The sequence below is a fragment of the Serratia sp. JSRIV006 genome, assembly GCF_019968685.1.
In the GTDB taxonomy this organism is placed as follows: Bacteria; Pseudomonadota; Gammaproteobacteria; order Enterobacterales; family Enterobacteriaceae; genus Chania; species Chania fonticola_B.
Genome location: NZ_CP074137.1, coordinates 569,663 through 588,402 on the forward strand (window position 1 = coordinate 569,663; position 18,740 = coordinate 588,402).

The window sequence follows — 18,740 nt, forward strand, 5'->3', positions numbered from 1 at the left end:
TCAATTGTTCTGATAGATATCCCGATACAGCCGGCTTTCGAACCGCACCAGAGGCGCTCGGCGCTGTTTCTGATCTTCTGGCGGTACTGCGTAACCTGATAGATATTGAACGAAGGCAAGGCGCTGACCGCTGGCCGTGGTGATAAAGCCTGCCAGGTTATAGACCCCTTGCAGCGCCCCGGTTTTGGCAGAAACCTTACCGTCGACCCCGGCTTCGTGCAGGCCACCGCGATAGCGCAGCGTGCCGTCATAACCGGACAGCGGCAACATCGAGATAAAGTTGAGCTCGCTGTCGTGCTGAGCAATATATTGTAACGCCTGCATCATGGTAGCGGGTGCCAGCAGGTTGTGGCGTGACAGGCCAGAGCCGTCCACCACGATGCTGTTACCCAGATCTACCCCTGCCTTCTGGCGCAGAACCTGGCGTACTGCATCTGCCCCCGCGCGCCAGGTGCCCGGTACGCCAAAGCGTTCATGGCCGATAGTGCGAAACACGGTATCGGCAATCATGTTGTCCGACTTCTTCAGCATGATTTTCAGCAGGTCATGCAACGGTGCAGACTGCGTCTGGGCAATCACCGTGCCCGTCATGCCTGGCTGGGTTTGGCGTTTCAAATGGCCGCCAATCTGGATCCCTGACTTGACCAGCTCATCTTTCAGGATGGCACCGGCATAGCTGGCTCCGTCTTGAATGGCGAATGCCAACGGCAGTGGTTCACTGCGCTGGGTCAGGCATCCCGTCAGTGTAAAGCGGTTCAATTCGCCCGGCACCACATCCAGTTCACAATATTGGGCATCCGCAGAGCCTTTCGCCAGCGTTCTTACCTGGCTGAACATATTGACCGGGTAGAACGAGGCTACGCGAATAAACGCCATCTCACCGGGGTTAGGGGCGCTATAAAGGGAAACCGAGAAACAGTTGCGATCGACAATCGCTGCCGCTGGCGGGGCGCTGAAACATTGGGTCATATCGTTCCAGGGCCAGCCGGGCGCTTTGTCATGGCTGGCAAATACCGAGGTATCGACCAGCACATCGCCGCTGATTTCGCGCACTCCCTGTTTTTTCAGTTCCGCCACCATATTGCGCAGATTCTGCCGCTTGAAGGTGGGATCTCCGCTGAAACGGGCGATAAGGTTGCCACGCAACACGCCATCCGTGATGTTGCCCTGACTTTCCAGTGTCGTGGTGAAGCGATAGTCCGGCCCGAGCTGCAACAAAGCCGCCAGCGCGGTAAGCACCTTCTGGGTGCTGGCCGGGAGTGCCATTTGCTGTGAGTGATAGTCGATGGTTGGCGTGGTCGCGCCAATCTTCTGAACTATCAGGGCCAGGTTCGCCCCATCAGGCAAATATTGGGTGTAATCTTCAACCGGGGCCGCATGGGCATTAACAGCAAATGCGCAGGCCAATACACTGACAATTCGTGAAAAACGCATAATCTCGGGGTAACAGCTGGATAACGTGCTGTCATACTACGGTGCATCAAGGGATAAAGTAAACGATGACCCTTAAGGAACTCTAGGCTAAAATGCGTATCAAAATGCAAAATCGACGCTGACTTGGAGCAAACCTCCGAGCTCGGTTTCTTTTGTTTATCGCCTGGAGACGGAAGGCGCAACGTCTGCCGTAATTTCATACGAACACGTCAGGATGACGCTAATGCCCTGGGGATGTCGAGCTGCGGTTAGCTTGCAACACCACGGGTATATTTGAACAGGATAGATTTAGAGGTATTTAACGATGAAACAGATCCCGATGACCTTGTTTGGCGCAGAACAGCTGCGTGAAGAACTAGAATATTTGAAAGGTGTGCGTCGCCCGAAAATCATTGCCGACATCGCCACCGCACGCGAACACGGTGACCTGAAAGAAAACGCCGAGTACCATGCCGCTCGTGAACAGCAGGGTTTCTGTGAAGGGCGTATCCAGGAAATCGAGGCCAAACTGTCCAATGCGCAGGTGATCGACATCACCAAAATGCCTCAGACTGGCCGCGTGATTTTTGGCGCAACCGTCTCGGTGATGAACCTGGATACCGAAGATCAGGTGACTTACCGCATCGTGGGTGATGATGAAGCAGACTTTAAGAAAAATCTTATTTCTGTCAACTCACCGATGGCTCGTGGCCTGATTGGCAAAGAGCAGGATGATGTTGTTGTCATCAAAACCCCGGGTGGTGATGTAGAATACGAAATCCTGAAAGTAGAATATCTTTAATTTCGCCCGAGTTGGTTAAAAGTTCAGCAGGGTTTTGTAAAGAAAGGAAAAAGGCCGCAAGCGGCCTTTTATCTGAGCCCGGCGCATGGCACCGTCTCAGCAAACAGATTACGGATTAGCGCGGCAAAGTGATCTTGCGCTCTTTCGACGGGCGGTAAAGAATAAGCGTACTGCCGATCACTTGCACATTGCTGGCACCCGTTTCACGCACAATAGCGTCGGCGATCAGGGTTTTGGTTTCGCGATCTTCAGCTGCAATTTTTACTTTGATCAGCTCGTGATGCTCCAGAGCCAGCTCAATTTCAGCCAACACCCCTTCGGTGAGACCGTTATTACCCAGCATGACCACCGGTTTTAACGGATGTGCCAGGCCTTTCAGGTGTTGTTTTTGTTTATTATTCAGATTCATTGTCTTTTTTGCTTAAGTTGGGATTGAAAACGGTACATTCTACCGCCATCTCATGTGTATCACCAAATCGGTCTGCACCGAATTGAGTTTACGTGAGAAGCGAACCTGGCATGAGACTCTTTTTAGGATAGTTGGAATACTCGATGGCAAATAAAAAGCGTTCGGCCAGTTCCAGTCGCTGGCTCCAAGAACACTTTAGCGATAAATATGTACTGCAAGCGCAGAAAAAAGGGCTGCGCTCGCGCGCCTGGTTTAAACTTGATGAAATACAGCAAAGTGACAAACTGTTCAAACCGGGTATGACGGTCGTTGATTTGGGGGCTGCGCCGGGCGGTTGGTCGCAATATGTGGTAACCCAGATTGGTGGTAACGGGCGTATCATTGCCTGTGATATTTTGCCAATGGATCCTATCGTTGGCGTCGATTTCCTTCAGGGCGATTTTCGTGATGAACTGGTCCTCAAGGCACTGTTGGAACGTGTAGGTGATAGTAAGGTTCAGGTAGTCATGTCTGACATGGCCCCGAATATGAGCGGCACCCCGGCGGTCGATATCCCAAAATCGATGTATCTGGTGGAATTAGCACTGGAAATGTGTCGTGATGTTCTCGCACCAGGCGGTAGTTTCCTGGTGAAGGTGTTCCAGGGAGATGGTTTTGACGAGTACCTACGGGAAATTCGCTCCCTGTTTACGAAGGTTAAGATTCGTAAGCCAGACGCTTCTCGCGCACGTTCGCGTGAAGTGTACATTGTAGCGACAGGGCGGAAACTGTAGTACCCTAACGCTGTTTGTTAACACAGTTGTAATATGAGGTTAATCCCTTGAGTGACATGGCGAAAAACCTAATTCTCTGGCTAGTCATCGCGGTCGTTTTGATGTCGGTATTCCAGAGCTTTGGGCCCAGCGAGTCTAATGGCCGAAGGGTAGATTACTCTACCTTCATGACCGAACTGACCCAAGATCAGATCCGTGAAGCGCGCATTAATGGGCGTGAAATCAACGTTGTCCGTAAAGACAGCAACAAGTACACCACTTACATCCCGGTCAACGATCCGAAGTTGCTGGATACGTTGTTAACCAAAAACGTGAAAGTTGTTGGTGAGCCACCGGAAGAGCCAAGTTTGCTGGCTTCCATCTTTATTTCCTGGTTCCCAATGCTGTTGTTGATTGGGGTCTGGATCTTCTTCATGCGGCAAATGCAGGGCGGTGGCGGAAAGGGCGCGATGTCCTTCGGCAAGAGCAAGGCCCGTATGCTGACGGAAGACCAGATTAAAACCACTTTTGCCGACGTTGCAGGCTGTGACGAAGCAAAAGAAGAAGTGAGTGAGCTGGTAGACTACCTGCGCGAACCGAGCCGTTTCCAGAAGCTGGGCGGTAAGATCCCGAAAGGCGTGCTGATGGTTGGCCCTCCGGGTACCGGTAAAACCCTGCTGGCGAAAGCGATTGCCGGCGAGGCGAAAGTCCCGTTCTTCACCATTTCCGGTTCCGACTTCGTCGAAATGTTCGTCGGTGTGGGTGCATCCCGCGTCCGTGACATGTTCGAACAGGCCAAGAAAGCGGCACCGTGCATCATCTTTATCGATGAAATCGACGCCGTAGGTCGCCAACGTGGTGCAGGTCTGGGCGGCGGTCACGATGAACGTGAGCAAACGCTGAACCAGATGCTGGTTGAGATGGACGGCTTTGAAGGCAACGAAGGCATTATCGTCATCGCGGCAACCAACCGTCCTGACGTACTGGACCCTGCGTTACTGCGTCCAGGCCGTTTTGACCGCCAAGTGGTGGTTGGGCTGCCAGACGTACGTGGCCGTGAGCAAATCCTGAAGGTGCACTCACGTCGTGTGCCGTTGGCGCCAGATGTTGATGCTTCTGTGCTTGCACGTGGTACTCCGGGCTTCTCCGGTGCGGACTTGGCCAACCTGGTCAACGAAGCGGCCCTGTTCGCAGCACGTGGCAACAAGCGCGTGGTGTCGATGGTGGAGTTCGAAAAGGCCAAAGACAAGATCATGATGGGGGCGGAACGTCGCTCCATGGTGATGACGGAAGCACAGAAAGAATCGACCGCCTATCACGAAGCGGGCCACGCCATCATTGGCCGCCTGGTTCCTGAGCATGACCCGGTGCATAAAGTCACGATTATTCCTCGTGGCCGTGCGCTCGGCGTGACCTTCTTCCTGCCGGAAGGGGATGCGATCAGCGCCAGCCGTCAGAAGCTGGAAAGCCAAATCTCTACCCTGTACGGTGGCCGTTTGGCAGAAGAAATTATTTACGGGCCGGAAAAAGTCTCTACCGGTGCATCGAACGACATTAAAGTTGCTACCTCGATCGCCCGCAACATGGTGACCCAATGGGGCTTCTCTGAGAAGCTGGGGCCATTGCTGTATGCTGAAGAAGAGGGCGAGGTGTTCCTGGGCCGTTCCGTGGCCAAGGCGAAACACATGTCGGACGAAACCGCGCGTATCATCGACCAGGAAGTCAAATCCCTGATTGAGCGCAACTACATTCGCGCTCGTTCGTTGCTGATGGAAAACATGGACATCCTGCATTCGATGAAAGATGCGCTGATGAAATATGAAACCATCGATGCACCGCAGATCGACGACCTGATGAACCGTAAAGATGTGCGTCCGCCAGCCGGTTGGGACGACGTGGCGAAAAGCAACAACTCTGACAACGGTGGCAAACCACAAGCGCCAACGCCGGTAGATGAGCCGCGTACGCCAAACCCAGGCAACACCATGTCTGAACAGCTCGACAAGTAACATCGGCTGTAGCGTAAAATAAAACCCCGGCCAGCCGGGGTTTTTTATTGCTGGCTGAAAATTGCTGCCTCTCCTTGGATGAGAGGGGCGGGATCCACTCCAGGCAACACAGTTGTATTGACTCCAAGGTAGATTAATCATGCAGTTAACCGTGCGCGACCAAATCCTCGATCTCAACCATCCTCGGGTGATGGGGATCCTCAACGTTACCCCAGACTCCTTCTCTGACGGCGGGCGGCATAATTCGCTGAATGATGCCCTGCTGCATGCACATGCGCTGATTTCGGCGGGGGCAACGATGATCGACGTGGGGGGCGAGTCCACGCGCCCGGGTGCTGCCGAGGTCAGTGAAGAGGAAGAGATAGAGCGCGTTGTGCCGGTAGTGGAAGCCTTGGCGCAGCGGTTTGAGATTTTTATCTCGGTGGATACTTCAAAAGCCGGAGTGATCCGCGAATCCGCCAAAGCGGGCGCTCACCTGATCAACGACGTTCGCTCATTGCAGGAGCCTGGCGCGCTGCAGGCAGCCGCCGAAAGCGGTCTGCCAGTCTGCCTGATGCACATGCAAGGCGAGCCGCGTACCATGCAACAGGCACCGCATTACGATGACCTGATGGCGGACGTAAATGCGTTTTTCCAGCACCATATCGACCGCTGTATTGCTGGTGGCATAGCAAAACAGAAATTGTTGCTCGACCCAGGCTTCGGTTTCGGTAAGAATTTAGCGCATAATTATCAGCTTCTGGCCCGATTGGCGGAATTTCATCACTTTGGCTTGCCACTGTTGGTGGGGATGTCGCGTAAATCGATGATTGGGCAGCTATTGAATGTCCCACCCGAACAGCGGGTTATCGGCAGCGTGGCCTGTGCGGTGATTGCCGCGATGCAGGGGGCGCAGATAGTCAGAGTGCATGATGTCAAAGAAACCGTCGAGGCGATGCGTGTCGTCGAGGCAACACTTTCAGCTAAGGGATAGTAGAAACATGAGCGAACGCAAATACTTTGGTACCGACGGCATTCGTGGCAAGGTGGGTGACAGCCCGATAACCCCAGAGTTCGTCCTCAAGTTGGGCTGGGCGGCCGGTAAGGTATTGGCGCGCCATGGTTCCCGTAAAATCATCATCGGTAAAGATACCCGTATCTCAGGCTATATGCTGGAGTCAGCGCTGGAGGCCGGTTTAGCGGCGGCGGGGCTGTCTGCTTCGTTTACCGGCCCGATGCCAACCCCGGCAGTGGCTTATCTGACCAGAACGTTCCGTGCGGAAGCCGGGATCGTAATTTCTGCCTCACATAACCCGTTTTACGATAACGGCATCAAGTTCTTCTCCATCGATGGCGCCAAACTGCCAGACGATGTGGAAGAAGCGATTGAAGCGGAAATGGAAAAACCGCTGACCTGCGTTGAATCTGCCGAGTTGGGTAAAGCCAGCCGCATTGTCGATGCCGCAGGGCGCTATATCGAATTCTGTAAAGGCACCTTCCCGAGCGAACTGAGCCTGAACGGGCTGAAGATCGTGGTGGACTGCGCCAACGGCGCTACCTATCACATTGCCCCAAGCGTTTTGCGTGAACTGGGCGCCACGGTGATCGCTATCGGCTGCGAGCCGGATGGCATGAACATCAACGAAGAGTGTGGCGCTACCGATGTACGTCAACTGCAGGCGCGCGTGCTGGAAGAACAGGCACACGTTGGCCTGGCCTTTGATGGCGATGGCGATCGCGTGATGATGGTGGATCACCTGGGTAACAAGGTCGACGGCGATCAGATCCTCTACATCATCGCTCGTGAAGGCCTGCGCCAAGGGCAGCTGCGCGGCGGTGCCGTGGGCACCCTGATGAGCAACATGGGCCTGGAGCTGGCACTGAAACAGCTCGGCATCCCGTTTGCCCGTGCCAAGGTGGGTGACCGCTACGTACTGGAAAAACTGCAAGAGCTGGGCTGGCGCATTGGGGCGGAAAACTCCGGCCACGTGATCCTGCTGGACAAAACCACCACCGGGGACGGTATCGTCGCAGGCCTGCAAGTGTTGACGGCGATCGTGCGTAATAACATGAGCCTGCACGACCTGTGCAGCGGCATGAAGTTACTGCCACAGATCCTGGTCAACGTGCGCTTTGTCGGTGAGCATAACCCGCTGGAGTCAGAGGCGGTGTTGAAGGTCGCTGAGCAGGTCGAAGCCGAGTTGGCCGGTCGTGGCCGCGTGCTGCTGCGTAAATCGGGCACTGAGCCACTGATCCGCGTGATGGTGGAAGGTGAAGATGAACAGCAGGTAATCGCGCTGGCGCACCGTATCGCCGATGCGGTCAAGCTGGCAGGTTAACACGCTGTTTTTACGCAGGTACGCTGTCAGTGCCTGCGTAATTTCCCGATTAGCCCTGCTTTTGCTGTTTTTTTCCGCAAACGCATCGGCGGTTGCAAATTGCCCTTGCGCGCTTTGATGGCTTTGGTTAGTATTCACACCCGCTTCAGTGGGCTGTTTTAGTGACACGCCACGCCTTCTTTAGTTTGGAAGCATCTGGGGTGAGAAGCATTTGGCACGCGGTGAACCCGCAAGGATACAGGTACCACTATGTACGAAGCTCTTCTGGTAATTTTCTTGCTGATATCGATCGGGCTAGTCGCTCTGATCATGCTACAGCAAGGTAAAGGCGCTGATATGGGAGCCTCATTCGGAGCAGGTGCTTCTGGCACGTTCTTCGGATCGACCGGTTCAGGCAACTTTATGACCCGCATGACGGCTGTTCTGGCGACGCTGTTCTTCGTCATCAGTCTGATCCTGGGCAACCTGAGCACCAATCAGGGCAAGAAAGGCAGCGAGTGGGAAAACCTGGGTCAGCCAGCGCAAACTGAGCAGACCAGCACTCCGGCAGCACCCGCTAAACCGGTCAGTGATATCCCGCAATAAGCCGCTGAAAAGTTTGAACACGGTTGTTTTCGACCTCAATAGAAACAGCCGTTAGCAGTAAAAATCAGTACCGAGGTGGTGGAATTGGTAGACACGCTACCTTGAGGTGGTAGTGCCCTAACGGGCTTGTGGGTTCGAGTCCCATCCTCGGTACCAAATCCCAGAGATAACTTGCGTTTTTGCAATTATCAGCGTAATATTTGCCACGTTTTCGGACGCGGGGTGGAGCAGCCTGGTAGCTCGTCGGGCTCATAACCCGAAGGTCGTCGGTTCAAATCCGGCCCCCGCAACCACTTTCCTTTAAGTGTCTATTTTCAAATACACTTTTCGATTGAATTCCGCTTTTCTCGATCAACATTTGAAAATGACACTTGCTAGAAAGTTGCACCGAAGCCGCTTTGCGGCAAACAGGGTCCAGTTGCATAAAGCCCCGAATTTTCGGGGTTTTTTGTTATTTGGCAACAGAATCACTGGGCTATTAGGCCCTTTTTTTATGTCTTGGGGGTGGGCTTGTCCACATTAGAGCAAAAATTAACAGAGATGCTTTCCGCACCGGTAGAGGCGTTGGGCTTTGAGCTCGTAGGCATCGAATTTATTCGGGCGCGCCAATCGACACTACGCATCTATATTGATAGTGACAACGGAATCAATGTTGATGATTGCGCTGATGTCAGCCACCAGGTCAGCGCTGTGCTGGACGTCGAAGATCCGATTACGGTCGCTTACAACCTGGAAGTTTCCTCTCCTGGCCTTGAGCGCCCTATGTTCACCGCGGAACACTATCAACGTTTTCTCGGTGAAGAAGTCAGCGTTGTTCTGCGTATGGCGATACAAAACCGCCGCAAATGGCAGGGCATCATCAAGTCTGTAGAAGGCGAGATGATCACGGTTACTGTGGATGGGAAAGATGAAGTGTTCGCGCTGAGCAATATTCAGAAAGCGAACCTGGTACCCCACTTTTAAAGTTTGGATGAGGCAACTAGGATGAACAAAGAGATTCTGGCTGTTGTTGAAGCAGTTTCCAATGAAAAATCCCTACCACGTGAGAAGATTTTCGAAGCCCTGGAAACCGCTTTAGCCACCGCCACCAAGAAAAAATATGAGCAGGAAATCGAGGTCCGTGTCAGCATTGACCGTAAGACTGGCGATTTCGATACCTTCCGCCGTTGGGTTGCCGTTGATGAAGTGACCCAGCCAACGCGTGAGATCACGCTGGAAGCTGCACAGTATGAAGATCCGTCCATAGAACTGGGCGGTTATATCGAAGATCAGATCGAATCTGTGACCTTCGACCGTATCACCACTCAGACCGCTAAGCAGGTTATCGTACAGAAAGTGCGTGAAGCCGAGCGCGCGATGGTGGTTGACGCCTTCCGCCAACACGAAGGTGAGATCGTCACCGGCGTGGTGAAAAAAGTTAACCGTGACAGCATTGCGCTGGATCTGGGTAGCAACGCCGAAGCGGTCATTGGCCGTGAAGACATGCTACCACGCGAAAACTTCCGCCCAGGTGACCGTATCCGCGGTGTACTGTACGCAGTACGTCCGGAAGCGCGCGGTGCGCAACTGTTCGTCAGCCGTTCCAGCCCGGATATGCTCAAAGAGCTGTTCCGCATCGAAGTGCCGGAAATTGGCGAAGAAGTGATTGAGATTAAAGCGGCAGCCCGCGATCCTGGCTCCCGTGCAAAAATTGCCGTGAAAACCAACGACAAGCGTATCGACCCGGTCGGTGCCTGTGTCGGTATGCGCGGTGCCCGCGTCCAGGCCGTTTCGAGCGAGCTTGGCGGGGAACGTATTGATATCATCCTGTGGGATGATAACCCTGCACAGTTCGTCATTAACGCCATGGCCCCGGCAGATGTTGCCTCGATCGTGGTGGATGAAGATCGGTGCACGATGGATATCGCCGTTGAAGCCAGCAACCTGGCACAGGCGATCGGCCGTAATGGCCAAAACGTGCGTTTAGCTTCCCAACTGTTGAAACAGCATCGTGATGATGATCGCTGGGAACTGAACGTGATGACGGCGGACGATCTGCAGGCCAAGCATCAGGCCGAGGCTCATGCCGCCATTGATACCTTCACCAAGTATCTTGATATCGACGAAGATTTCGCCACCGTTCTGGTCGAAGAAGGCTTCTCTACGCTGGAAGAACTGGCTTACGTGCCAATCAAAGAGCTGCTGGAAATCGACGGTCTGGATGAAGATATGGTTGAAGCGTTGCGCGATCGCGCCAAAGCTGCATTGACCACGCTGGCCCTGGCACAGGAAGAAAGCCTGGGCGACCAAAAACCTGCTGATGATTTGCTCAACCTTCCAGGTCTTGAGCGCAGCATGGCCTTTAAACTGGCCGCGCGTGGGGTTTGTACGCTGGAAGATCTTGCCGAGCAGGGTGTTGACGATCTGGCTGATATTGAAGGGCTTAGCGATGAGCAAGCCGGCGAGCTGATTATGGCCGCACGTAATATCTGTTGGTTTGGCGACAACGCGTAATAACTGTAGCAGGAAGGAACAGCATGACGACAGATGTAACCGTAAAATCGCTGGCAGCAGAGATACAGACACCGGTTGATCGCCTGGTACAGCAGTTTGCTGATGCAGGGATCAACAAGTCTGAGACCGACTCTGTGACACAGCACGAGAAAGAAACCTTATTGGCGCACCTGAACCGTGAACACGGTAGTGCGCCAAGCAAACTCACGTTGCAGCGCAAAACGCGCAGCACCTTGAATATTCCGAGCACCGGCGGTAAGAGTAAATCGGTGCAAATTGAGGTCCGCAAGAAACGCACTTATGTAAATCGCGATCCGCAGGAAGCCCAACAGGCTGAAGCGGCTGAGCAGGCACAGCGTGAAGCGGAAGAGCAGGCAAGGCGCGAAGCGGAAGAGCTAGCGAAACGCGAAGCAGAAGCTAAGCGCGCAGCCGAAGAGCAAGCCAAACGTGAGGCCGCGGAGATTGCTAAGCGTAATTCAGCGGAAAAAGAAAAAGTGACCAATCAACATACCGACGAAATGACCAAGCCAGCTCAGGCAGAAAAAGCACGCCGTGAAGCCGAAGCCGCCGAACTGAAACGTAAAGCGGAAGAAGAAGTACGCCGTAAGGTGGAAGAAGACGCCAAACGCGTAGCGGAAGAAGCGCGCCGTATGGCCGAAGAAAACGGTGAGAAGTGGGCCGAAGCCGAAGCAGCAAGTGCTGCGGTTGAAACAGCCGACTACCACGTAACCACCTCCGAGCACGCTCGTGCTGCCGAAGACGAAAACGACGCCAAAGTTGAAGGCGAGCGCCGTAGCCGTACTCGCGGTGGCAAAGCGACCAAACAGAAGAAAGGCAACAAGCTCTCCGAGTCTAAAGCAGACCGCGAAGAAGCTCGCACCATGACCCGTGGCGGTAAAGGCAAGCGTAAGCCAAGCACCCTGCAGCAGGGCTTTAACAAGCCAGCTCAGGTAGTGAACCGTGACGTGGTGATTGGCGAGACTATCACCGTTGCCGAACTGGCTAACAAGATGGCGGTAAAAGGGTCTCAGGTCATCAAAGCGATGATGAAGCTGGGCGCCATGGCCACCATCAACCAGGTCATCGACCAGGAAACCGCACAGCTGGTTGCCGAAGAGATGGGCCACAAAGTTATCCTGCGTCGTGAGAACGAGCTGGAAGAAGCGCTGATGAGCGACCGTGACACCGGCGCAGGTGCCGAGTCTCGTGCACCAGTCGTGACCATCATGGGCCACGTTGACCATGGTAAAACCTCTCTGCTCGACTACATCCGCTCCACCAAGGTGGCAGTTGGCGAAGCCGGTGGTATTACCCAGCACATCGGTGCTTACCACGTAGAAACCGAAAACGGCATGATCACCTTCCTGGATACCCCAGGTCACGCAGCGTTTACCTCAATGCGTGCTCGTGGTGCTCAGGCGACCGATATCGTGGTTCTGGTAGTAGCAGCAGACGACGGCGTGATGCCACAAACCATCGAAGCCATTCAGCATGCTCAGGCGGCTAAAGTGCCATTGGTGGTTGCGGTTAACAAAATTGACAAGCCAGAAGCCGATCCAGATCGCGTTAAGCAAGAGCTGTCTCAGTATGGCGTTATGCCAGAAGAGTGGGGCGGTGAAGCTCAGTTCGTCCACGTATCTGCGAAAGCCGGTACCGGTATCGACGAACTGTTGAACGCTATCCTGCTGCAGGCCGAAGTTCTCGAACTGAAAGCGGTTCGTAGCGGCATGGCGAGCGGTGTGGTAATCGAATCCTTCCTGGATAAAGGCCGTGGCCCAGTGGCTACCGTACTGGTACAGGAAGGGACGCTGAACAAGGGCGATATCGTCCTATGTGGCTTCGAGTATGGCCGTGTTCGTGCGATGCGTGACGAATTGGGCCGTGAAGTGACCTCTGCGGGTCCTTCTATCCCAGTTGAGATCCTGGGCCTGTCCAGCGTTCCTGCTGCGGGTGACGAAGCGACCGTAGTGCGTGACGAGAAGAAAGCGCGTGAAGTTGCGCTGTACCGTCAAGGCAAGTTCCGCGAAGTCAAACTGGCTCGCCAGCAGAAATCTAAACTGGAGAACATGTTCGCGAACATGACCGAAGGTGAAGTTTCTGAACTGAACATCGTGCTGAAAACCGACGTACAGGGTACCTGTGAAGCGATTTCCGATTCACTGCAGAAACTCTCCACCGATGAAGTGAAGGTGAAGATTGTGGGTTCTGGCGTAGGTGGTATCACCGAAACCGACGCGACCCTGGCTGCGGCATCCAACGCCATCATCCTGGGCTTCAACGTGCGTGCGGATGCTTCTGCTCGCCGCGTGATTGAGTCAGAAAGCCTGGATCTGCGTTACTACTCCGTGATCTATAACCTGATCGACGAAGTGAAGCAGGCGATGAGCGGTATGTTGGCGCCTGAGTACAAACAGCAGATCATCGGTCTGGCTGAAGTACGTGATGTGTTCAAATCACCTAAGTTCGGCGCTGTTGCCGGCTGTATGGTGACCGAAGGCAACATCAAGCGTCACAACCCAATCCGCGTGCTGCGTGACAACGTGGTTATCTATGAAGGCGAGCTGGAATCCCTGCGCCGCTTCAAAGATGACGTTAACGAAGTCCGTAACGGTATGGAATGTGGTATCGGCGTTAAGAACTACAACGACGTGCGCGTTGGCGACATGATCGAAGTGTTCGAAATCATCGAGATCCAGCGTACTATCGCTTAAGCCTCGAAAAACGCTTAAATCTGTTTTTAGGGGGGCCTTGTGCCCCCCGATTTGTCTGGAGGGTTTCCAAATGGCAAAAGAATTCAGCCGCGGTCAACGCGTGGCACAAGAAATGCAAAAAGAGATTGCGATGATCTTGCAGCGTGAAGTCAAAGATCCGCGTGTCGGCATGGCTACCGTTTCAGGTGTTGAAGTGTCTCGCGATCTGGCTTACGCCAAAGTTTACGTCACTTTCCTGAACGTGCTGACCGAAAACCACGATCCGGATCTGGTGACCAACGGCATTAAAGCGTTGCAGGATGCCTCTGGCTATATCCGTACGCTGCTGGGCAAAGCGATGCGCCTGCGCGTAGTGCCGGAACTGACCTTCTCCTACGACAACTCACTGGTTGAAGGCATGCGTATGTCCAACCTGGTGACCAACGTAGTGAAGAACGATGCCGAACGTCGCAATGCATCAGGCGATGAAGAGGAGGCTTAATGAGTCGCCCTCGCCGTCGCGGCCGTGACATTCACGGTGTACTGCTGCTGGACAAACCGCAGGGCCTGTCGTCTAACGATGCCCTGCAAAAAGTAAAGCGTATCTACAATGCCAACCGCGCGGGCCACACCGGCGCGCTCGATCCACTGGCGACCGGTATGCTGCCAATCTGTCTGGGTGAGGCCACCAAATTCTCCCAATATCTGCTCGATTCCGACAAGCGTTACCGTGTGATTGCCCGTTTGGGCCAGCGCACGGACACCTCGGATGCCGATGGTCAGATCGTGCAGGAGCGCCCGGTAAACTTCACCCAAGCGCAGCTCGATACCGCGCTGGACACCTTCAGGGGTAACATCCAGCAGGTGCCTTCGATGTATTCCGCACTGAAATACCAGGGCAAAAAGCTGTATGAATATGCTCGCCAGGGTATCGAAGTCCCGCGTGAAGCACGCAGCATCACCGTGTATGAGTTGCAGTTTATCCGCTGGGAAGGGGATGAGCTTGAGCTGGAAATTCACTGCTCAAAAGGCACCTACATCCGCACTATCACGGATGACCTCGGTGAGTTGCTGGGCTGTGGCGCACACGTGATTTATCTGCGCCGCCTGCAAGTGGCGAAGTATCCGATCGCCCGTATGGTCACGCTGGAACAGCTGAACGCGTTAGTGGAGCAGGCACAGGAGCAGAGTATCGCGCCGAGCGAACTGCTCGATCCGTTGCTGATGCCGATGGATAGCCCGGCTGAAGACTTCCCTGAGGTGAACCTGCTGCCAGCGGTAGCGGGTTACGTCAAACAGGGGCAGCCGGTGCAGGCCGCAGGGGCCCCGGCCTCGGGTCTGGTGCGCATTACCGAAGGCGAAGAACGTAAATTTATCGGCATTGGTGAGATTGCCGATGATGGCCGAGTCGCGCCGCGCCGCCTGGTTGTCGAATATTTCGACTGACCTGCCCGCCTTGCGATCGCCCTGCGCTAAGAGTAGAATGGCGCAGCTTATGCATTGGGTTGCTGAATTAGAGATCGGCGCCTGTATTTATTATCTATAATTTTGGAGTATGACAATGTCTCTAAGTGTTGAAGCTAAAGCTAAAATCGTAGCTGACTTCGGTCGTGGTACTAACGACAGCGGTTCTACCGAAGTTCAGGTTGCCCTGTTGACTGCGCAGATCAACCATCTGCAAGGCCACTTCTCAGAGCACAAAAAAGATCACCACAGCCGTCGTGGTCTGCTGCGTATGGTTTCTCAGCGTCGTAAGCTGCTGGACTACCTGAAGCGTAAAGATGTAGCACGTTACACCAGCCTGATCGAGCGTCTGGGTCTGCGTCGCTAATCGAGCAAGTTTCAGGAGAAAGGGGCCAAATGTGGCCCCTTTCTTCTAGGAAGCATAAGCAAATCAGGTTAATGTATTACTGAGGATCTTCCGTTACAGAGGTTCGCGCGGCTAATGAGAGGCTTTATCTCATGAGAGATAAGGATTGTCATTAGTCGCGAGGATGTAGTGAGAAGGTCAGTGAACCACAGGCGTGTCGAGTCGAAGAACGATTGCGCGCCCCCAATTAAGGATTAAATTTTGCTGACTCCGATTATTCGCAAATTCCAGTATGGCCAACACACCGTGACGCTTGAGACCGGTATGATGGCACGTCAAGCCACTGCCGCTGTGATGGTGAGCATGGATGACACCGCAGTATTCGTCACCGTAGTAGGCCAGAAGAAAGCCAAACCAGGCCAGAGCTTCTTCCCTCTGACCGTGAACTATCAGGAGCGTACCTACGCTGCTGGCCGTATCCCGGGTAGCTTCTTCCGTCGTGAAGGCCGTCCGAGCGAAGGCGAAACCCTGACTTCCCGTCTGATCGACCGTCCGATCCGCCCACTGTTCCCAGATAGCTTCCTGAACGAAGTGCAAGTGATCGCTACCGTGGTTTCCGTGAACCCACAGGTTAACCCAGACATCGTAGCGATGATCGGTGCCTCTGCTGCCCTGAGCCTGTCCGGTATTCCGTTCAATGGCCCAATCGGTGCTGCACGCGTGGGTTACATCAACGATCAGTACGTACTGAACCCAACTACCGATGAGCTGAAAGAAAGCCGTCTGGACCTGGTGGTTGCCGGTACCGCTGGTGCAGTACTGATGGTGGAATCCGAAGCTGACGTGCTGAGCGAAGATCAGATGCTGGGCGCAGTCGTGTTTGGCCATGACCAACAGCAAATCGTTATCGAAAACATTAACGCTCTGGTTGCCGAAGCTGGCAAGCCGAAGTGGGATTGGCAGGCACCTGCAGTTAACGAAGCGCTGCATGCGCGCGTAGCTGAGCTGGCTGAAAGCCGTCTGGGCGATGCTTACCACATCACCGAAAAACAAGAGCGTTACGCTCAGGTTGATGCGATCAAAGACAGCGTAGTGGAAACTCTGCTGGCGCAAGACGAAACTCTGGACGCGTCTGAAATTCAGGACATCCTCGGCACCGTTGAGAAAAACGTCGTACGTAGCCGTGTGCTGCGTGGCGAGCCGCGTATCGATGGCCGTGAGAAAGACATGATCCGTGGTCTGGACGTGCGCACTGGCGTTCTGCCACGTACCCACGGTTCCGCACTGTTCACCCGTGGTGAAACCCAGGCGCTGGTTACCGCCACTCTGGGTACCGCGCGTGACGCACAGAACATCGACGAGCTGATGGGCGAGAAAACCGACAGCTTCCTGTTCCACTACAACTTCCCTCCGTACTCTGTTGGTGAAACCGGCATGGTAGGTTCACCGAAGCGTCGTGAAATCGGCCATGGTCGTCTGGCAAAACGTGGCGTTTTAGCTATGATGCCTAAACCAGAAGATTTCCCGTACACCGTACGTGTGGTGTCTGAAATCACCGAATCCAACGGTTCTTCTTCAATGGCTTCCGTTTGTGGTGCTTCTCTGGCACTGATGGACGCAGGTGTGCCAATCAAGGCCGCCGTTGCGGGTATCGCAATGGGCCTGGTGAAAGAAGAAGAAAACTTTGTCGTACTGTCTGATATTCTGGGTGACGAAGATCACCTGGGCGACATGGACTTCAAAGTGGCCGGTAGCCGCGAGGGTATCACCGCGCTGCAGATGGACATTAAAATTGAAGGTATCACCCGCGAAATCATGCAGGTGGCTCTGAACCAGGCCAAGGGTGCGCGTCTGCACATTCTGGGCGTGATGGAACAGGCTATCAGCACGCCGCGTGGCGATATCTCTGAGTTTGCACCGCGTATTCACACCATCAAGATCAATCCAGACAAGATCAAAGATGTGATCGGTAAAGGTGGCTCAGTCATCCGTGCGTTGACCGAAGAAACTGGCACCACCATCGAAATTGAAGATGACGGTACAGTGAAGATTGCTGCAACCGACGGCGACAAAGCGAAGTTCGCTATCCGCCGCATCGAAGAGATCACCGCTGAGATCGAAGTTGGCCGTGTGTATCAGGGTAAAGTGACCCGTATCGTTGATTTTGGTGCCTTCGTGGCCATCGGCGGCGGTAAAGAAGGCCTGGTGCACATCTCTCAAATCGCTGACAAGCGCGTTGAGAAAGTGACCGACTATCTGCAGATGGGTCAGGAAGTCCCGGTTAAGGTAATGGAAGTTGATCGCCAGGGCCGTGTGCGCCTGAGCATCAAAGAAGCCACAGCGCCAGAATCCGCTGCGGCTCCTGCACCAGAAGCAGAATAACTGTATCAGCAGTTTTACAGCTCCCTGCCGTTAGGGTTGGGGGCTGTCCTTATCGCGTGGGTAGGATACTCGCGTATTAGCAAGCGGAGGACAGGACGTTCATCCAATGTTTGTCTTCGGGAGTGGGAAATGAAGCCTTTCTTGCGCTGGTGTTACGTTGCGACAGCACTATTGCTGGCAGGATGCAGCAACCATGATTGGCGTAAAGACGAAGTTCTGGCTATTCCGTTGCAGCCTACGCTGCAGCAGGAAGTGATCCTGGCGCGCATGGAACAAATCCTTGCCAGCCGGGCATTAACGGACGATGAGCGAGCACAGCTTTTATATGAGCGCGGTGTGCTGTATGATAGCCTTGGTTTACGTGCTCTAGCGCGCAATGATTTTTCACAAGCGCTAGCGATACGTCCTGATATGCCAGAAGTTTTCAACTACCTGGGCATTTACTTAACGCAGGCAGGCAATTTTGATGCTGCCTATGAAGCGTTTGATTCTGTACTAGAGCTTGATCCAACTTACAATTACGCGCGTTTAAACCGGGGCATCGCACTGTATTATGGCGGCCGCTTCCCGTTGGCGCAGGATGATCTGCAGGCGTTTTATCAAGACGACCCAAACGATCCCTTCCGTTCGCTGTGGCTTTATCTGGTGGAGAGAGAAATCGATCCCAAGATGGCTACCGTATCGCTCCAGCAGCGTTATGACAAATCGGACAGAGGGCAATGGGGATGGAATATTGTCGAATTCTACCTGGGCAAAATCAGCGAAAAAACGCTGATGGAACGCCTCAAGGCAGATGCAACGGATAACACTTCGCTCGCTGAGCATCTCAGTGAAACTGACTTCTATTTAGGTAAGCACTACCTAAGTCTGGGGGACAAGGACACCGCTTCGGCGCTGTTCAAACTGACGGTGGCTAACAACGTTCATAACTTTGTTGAGCACCGCTATGCATTGTTGGAATTGGCGCTGTTGGGCCAAGAACAAGACGACCTATCGGAATCGGACCAGCAATAGCTGACGGACACTTATCAGCCTGATTTACATTGGTTTTTTGACCAAAGTAATCGCCTTGACGGG

Annotated in this window: 16 protein-coding genes and 2 tRNA genes; 16 read left to right on the forward strand and 2 right to left on the reverse strand. The window is 54.0% G+C overall.

Going from position 1 to position 18,740, the window contains the following annotated elements; all coding sequences use genetic code 11:
* On the reverse strand, positions 1-1,434 hold the full coding sequence (gene dacB, locus KGP16_RS02610) for a serine-type D-Ala-D-Ala carboxypeptidase (protein ID WP_059199541.1): 1,434 nt from the start codon (positions 1,432-1,434) through the stop codon (positions 1-3).
* A gap of 304 nt (positions 1,435-1,738) precedes the next feature.
* Between dacB and greA the strand changes: the two genes are divergently transcribed.
* The gene (gene greA, locus KGP16_RS02615) at positions 1,739-2,215 is read left to right on the forward strand and encodes a transcription elongation factor GreA (protein WP_021807521.1); all 477 of its coding nucleotides are present in this window, start codon (positions 1,739-1,741) and stop codon (positions 2,213-2,215) included.
* A 115-nt stretch (positions 2,216-2,330) separates the two neighbouring features.
* Here greA and yhbY read toward each other — a convergent pair whose 3' ends face one another.
* Positions 2,331-2,624: a ribosome assembly RNA-binding protein YhbY gene (gene yhbY, locus KGP16_RS02620; RefSeq protein ID WP_021179045.1), complete on the reverse strand. Its 294-nt coding sequence runs from the start codon at positions 2,622-2,624 to the stop codon at positions 2,331-2,333.
* 143 nt (positions 2,625-2,767) lie between these two features.
* On the opposite strand from yhbY, the gene rlmE reads away from it, so the two are divergent.
* The 15 genes from rlmE to nlpI all read left to right on the forward strand — a co-directional run bounded on the left by rlmE (position 2,768) and on the right by nlpI (position 18,677).
* Positions 2,768-3,397: a 23S rRNA (uridine(2552)-2'-O)-methyltransferase RlmE gene (gene rlmE, locus KGP16_RS02625; RefSeq protein ID WP_021179046.1), complete on the forward strand. Its 630-nt coding sequence runs from the start codon at positions 2,768-2,770 to the stop codon at positions 3,395-3,397.
* 56 nt (positions 3,398-3,453) lie between these two features.
* Complete coding sequence (gene ftsH / locus KGP16_RS02630) at positions 3,454-5,385, forward strand: ATP-dependent zinc metalloprotease FtsH (protein ID WP_037376529.1); 1,932 nt, start codon at positions 3,454-3,456, stop codon at positions 5,383-5,385.
* 139 nt (positions 5,386-5,524) lie between these two features.
* Positions 5,525-6,358 carry a dihydropteroate synthase gene (folP, locus tag KGP16_RS02635; RefSeq protein WP_021807519.1) on the forward strand — a complete coding sequence of 278 codons (834 nt, stop codon included), beginning with the start codon at positions 5,525-5,527 and terminating at the stop codon, positions 6,356-6,358.
* Positions 6,359-6,365: 7 nt separating this feature from the next.
* Positions 6,366-7,703, forward strand: a complete 1,338-nt coding sequence (gene glmM, locus KGP16_RS02640; protein ID WP_024483368.1) for a phosphoglucosamine mutase — start codon at positions 6,366-6,368, stop codon at positions 7,701-7,703.
* A 249-nt stretch (positions 7,704-7,952) separates the two neighbouring features.
* Positions 7,953-8,288 (forward strand): preprotein translocase subunit SecG, encoded by a 336-nt coding sequence (secG, locus tag KGP16_RS02645; protein WP_024483369.1) that lies wholly within the window; start codon positions 7,953-7,955, stop codon positions 8,286-8,288.
* A 69-nt stretch (positions 8,289-8,357) separates the two neighbouring features.
* Positions 8,358-8,444, forward strand: a tRNA-Leu gene (locus KGP16_RS02650).
* Positions 8,445-8,504: 60 nt separating this feature from the next.
* Positions 8,505-8,581: transfer RNA gene (locus tag KGP16_RS02655), tRNA-Met, on the forward strand.
* A 217-nt stretch (positions 8,582-8,798) separates the two neighbouring features.
* Positions 8,799-9,251: a ribosome maturation factor RimP gene (gene rimP, locus KGP16_RS02660; RefSeq protein WP_024529072.1), complete on the forward strand. Its 453-nt coding sequence runs from the start codon at positions 8,799-8,801 to the stop codon at positions 9,249-9,251.
* A 21-nt stretch (positions 9,252-9,272) separates the two neighbouring features.
* The gene (nusA, locus tag KGP16_RS02665) at positions 9,273-10,781 is read left to right on the forward strand and encodes a transcription termination factor NusA (RefSeq protein ID WP_021179051.1); all 1,509 of its coding nucleotides are present in this window, start codon (positions 9,273-9,275) and stop codon (positions 10,779-10,781) included.
* A gap of 23 nt (positions 10,782-10,804) precedes the next feature.
* Positions 10,805-13,492, forward strand: a complete 2,688-nt coding sequence (gene infB / locus KGP16_RS02670; RefSeq protein ID WP_021807516.1) for a translation initiation factor IF-2 — start codon at positions 10,805-10,807, stop codon at positions 13,490-13,492.
* A gap of 70 nt (positions 13,493-13,562) precedes the next feature.
* Complete coding sequence (rbfA, locus tag KGP16_RS02675; RefSeq protein WP_021179053.1) at positions 13,563-13,973, forward strand: 30S ribosome-binding factor RbfA; 411 nt, start codon at positions 13,563-13,565, stop codon at positions 13,971-13,973.
* Entirely contained in the window at positions 13,973-14,917 is a 945-nt protein-coding gene (truB, locus tag KGP16_RS02680; protein ID WP_021807515.1) for a tRNA pseudouridine(55) synthase TruB, read from the forward strand. The genes rbfA and truB overlap by 1 nt, the downstream gene beginning before the upstream one ends.
* Before the next feature lie 115 nt (positions 14,918-15,032).
* Positions 15,033-15,302: a 30S ribosomal protein S15 gene (rpsO, locus tag KGP16_RS02685; protein WP_010279698.1), complete on the forward strand. Its 270-nt coding sequence runs from the start codon at positions 15,033-15,035 to the stop codon at positions 15,300-15,302.
* Positions 15,303-15,542: 240 nt separating this feature from the next.
* Positions 15,543-17,663: a polyribonucleotide nucleotidyltransferase gene (pnp, locus tag KGP16_RS02690; protein ID WP_021179055.1), complete on the forward strand. Its 2,121-nt coding sequence runs from the start codon at positions 15,543-15,545 to the stop codon at positions 17,661-17,663.
* A gap of 129 nt (positions 17,664-17,792) precedes the next feature.
* The gene (gene nlpI / locus KGP16_RS02695) at positions 17,793-18,677 is read left to right on the forward strand and encodes a lipoprotein NlpI (protein WP_021179056.1); all 885 of its coding nucleotides are present in this window, start codon (positions 17,793-17,795) and stop codon (positions 18,675-18,677) included.
* Positions 18,678-18,740 lie beyond the last annotated feature (63 nt).

What these genes read in the sequence shown, in the direction of transcription:
- truB (WP_021807515.1), top strand. Translation starts at nt 13,973, where the DNA reads ATGAGTCGCCCTCGCCGTCGCGGCCGTGACATTCACGGTGTACTGCTG.
- rlmE (WP_021179046.1), top strand. Translation starts at nt 2,768, where the DNA reads ATGGCAAATAAAAAGCGTTCGGCCAGTTCCAGTCGCTGGCTCCAAGAA.
- rpsO (WP_010279698.1), top strand. Translation starts at nt 15,033, where the DNA reads ATGTCTCTAAGTGTTGAAGCTAAAGCTAAAATCGTAGCTGACTTCGGT.
- glmM (WP_024483368.1), top strand. Translation starts at nt 6,366, where the DNA reads ATGAGCGAACGCAAATACTTTGGTACCGACGGCATTCGTGGCAAGGTG.
- nusA (WP_021179051.1), top strand. Translation starts at nt 9,273, where the DNA reads ATGAACAAAGAGATTCTGGCTGTTGTTGAAGCAGTTTCCAATGAAAAA.
- nlpI (WP_021179056.1), top strand. Translation starts at nt 17,793, where the DNA reads ATGAAGCCTTTCTTGCGCTGGTGTTACGTTGCGACAGCACTATTGCTG.
- rbfA (WP_021179053.1), top strand. Translation starts at nt 13,563, where the DNA reads ATGGCAAAAGAATTCAGCCGCGGTCAACGCGTGGCACAAGAAATGCAA.
- secG (WP_024483369.1), top strand. Translation starts at nt 7,953, where the DNA reads ATGTACGAAGCTCTTCTGGTAATTTTCTTGCTGATATCGATCGGGCTA.
- infB (WP_021807516.1), top strand. Translation starts at nt 10,805, where the DNA reads ATGACGACAGATGTAACCGTAAAATCGCTGGCAGCAGAGATACAGACA.
- dacB (WP_059199541.1), bottom strand. Translation starts at nt 1,434, where the DNA reads ATGCGTTTTTCACGAATTGTCAGTGTATTGGCCTGCGCATTTGCTGTT.
- greA (WP_021807521.1), top strand. Translation starts at nt 1,739, where the DNA reads ATGAAACAGATCCCGATGACCTTGTTTGGCGCAGAACAGCTGCGTGAA.
- ftsH (WP_037376529.1), top strand. Translation starts at nt 3,454, where the DNA reads ATGGCGAAAAACCTAATTCTCTGGCTAGTCATCGCGGTCGTTTTGATG.
- yhbY (WP_021179045.1), bottom strand. Translation starts at nt 2,624, where the DNA reads ATGAATCTGAATAATAAACAAAAACAACACCTGAAAGGCCTGGCACAT.
- folP (WP_021807519.1), top strand. Translation starts at nt 5,525, where the DNA reads ATGCAGTTAACCGTGCGCGACCAAATCCTCGATCTCAACCATCCTCGG.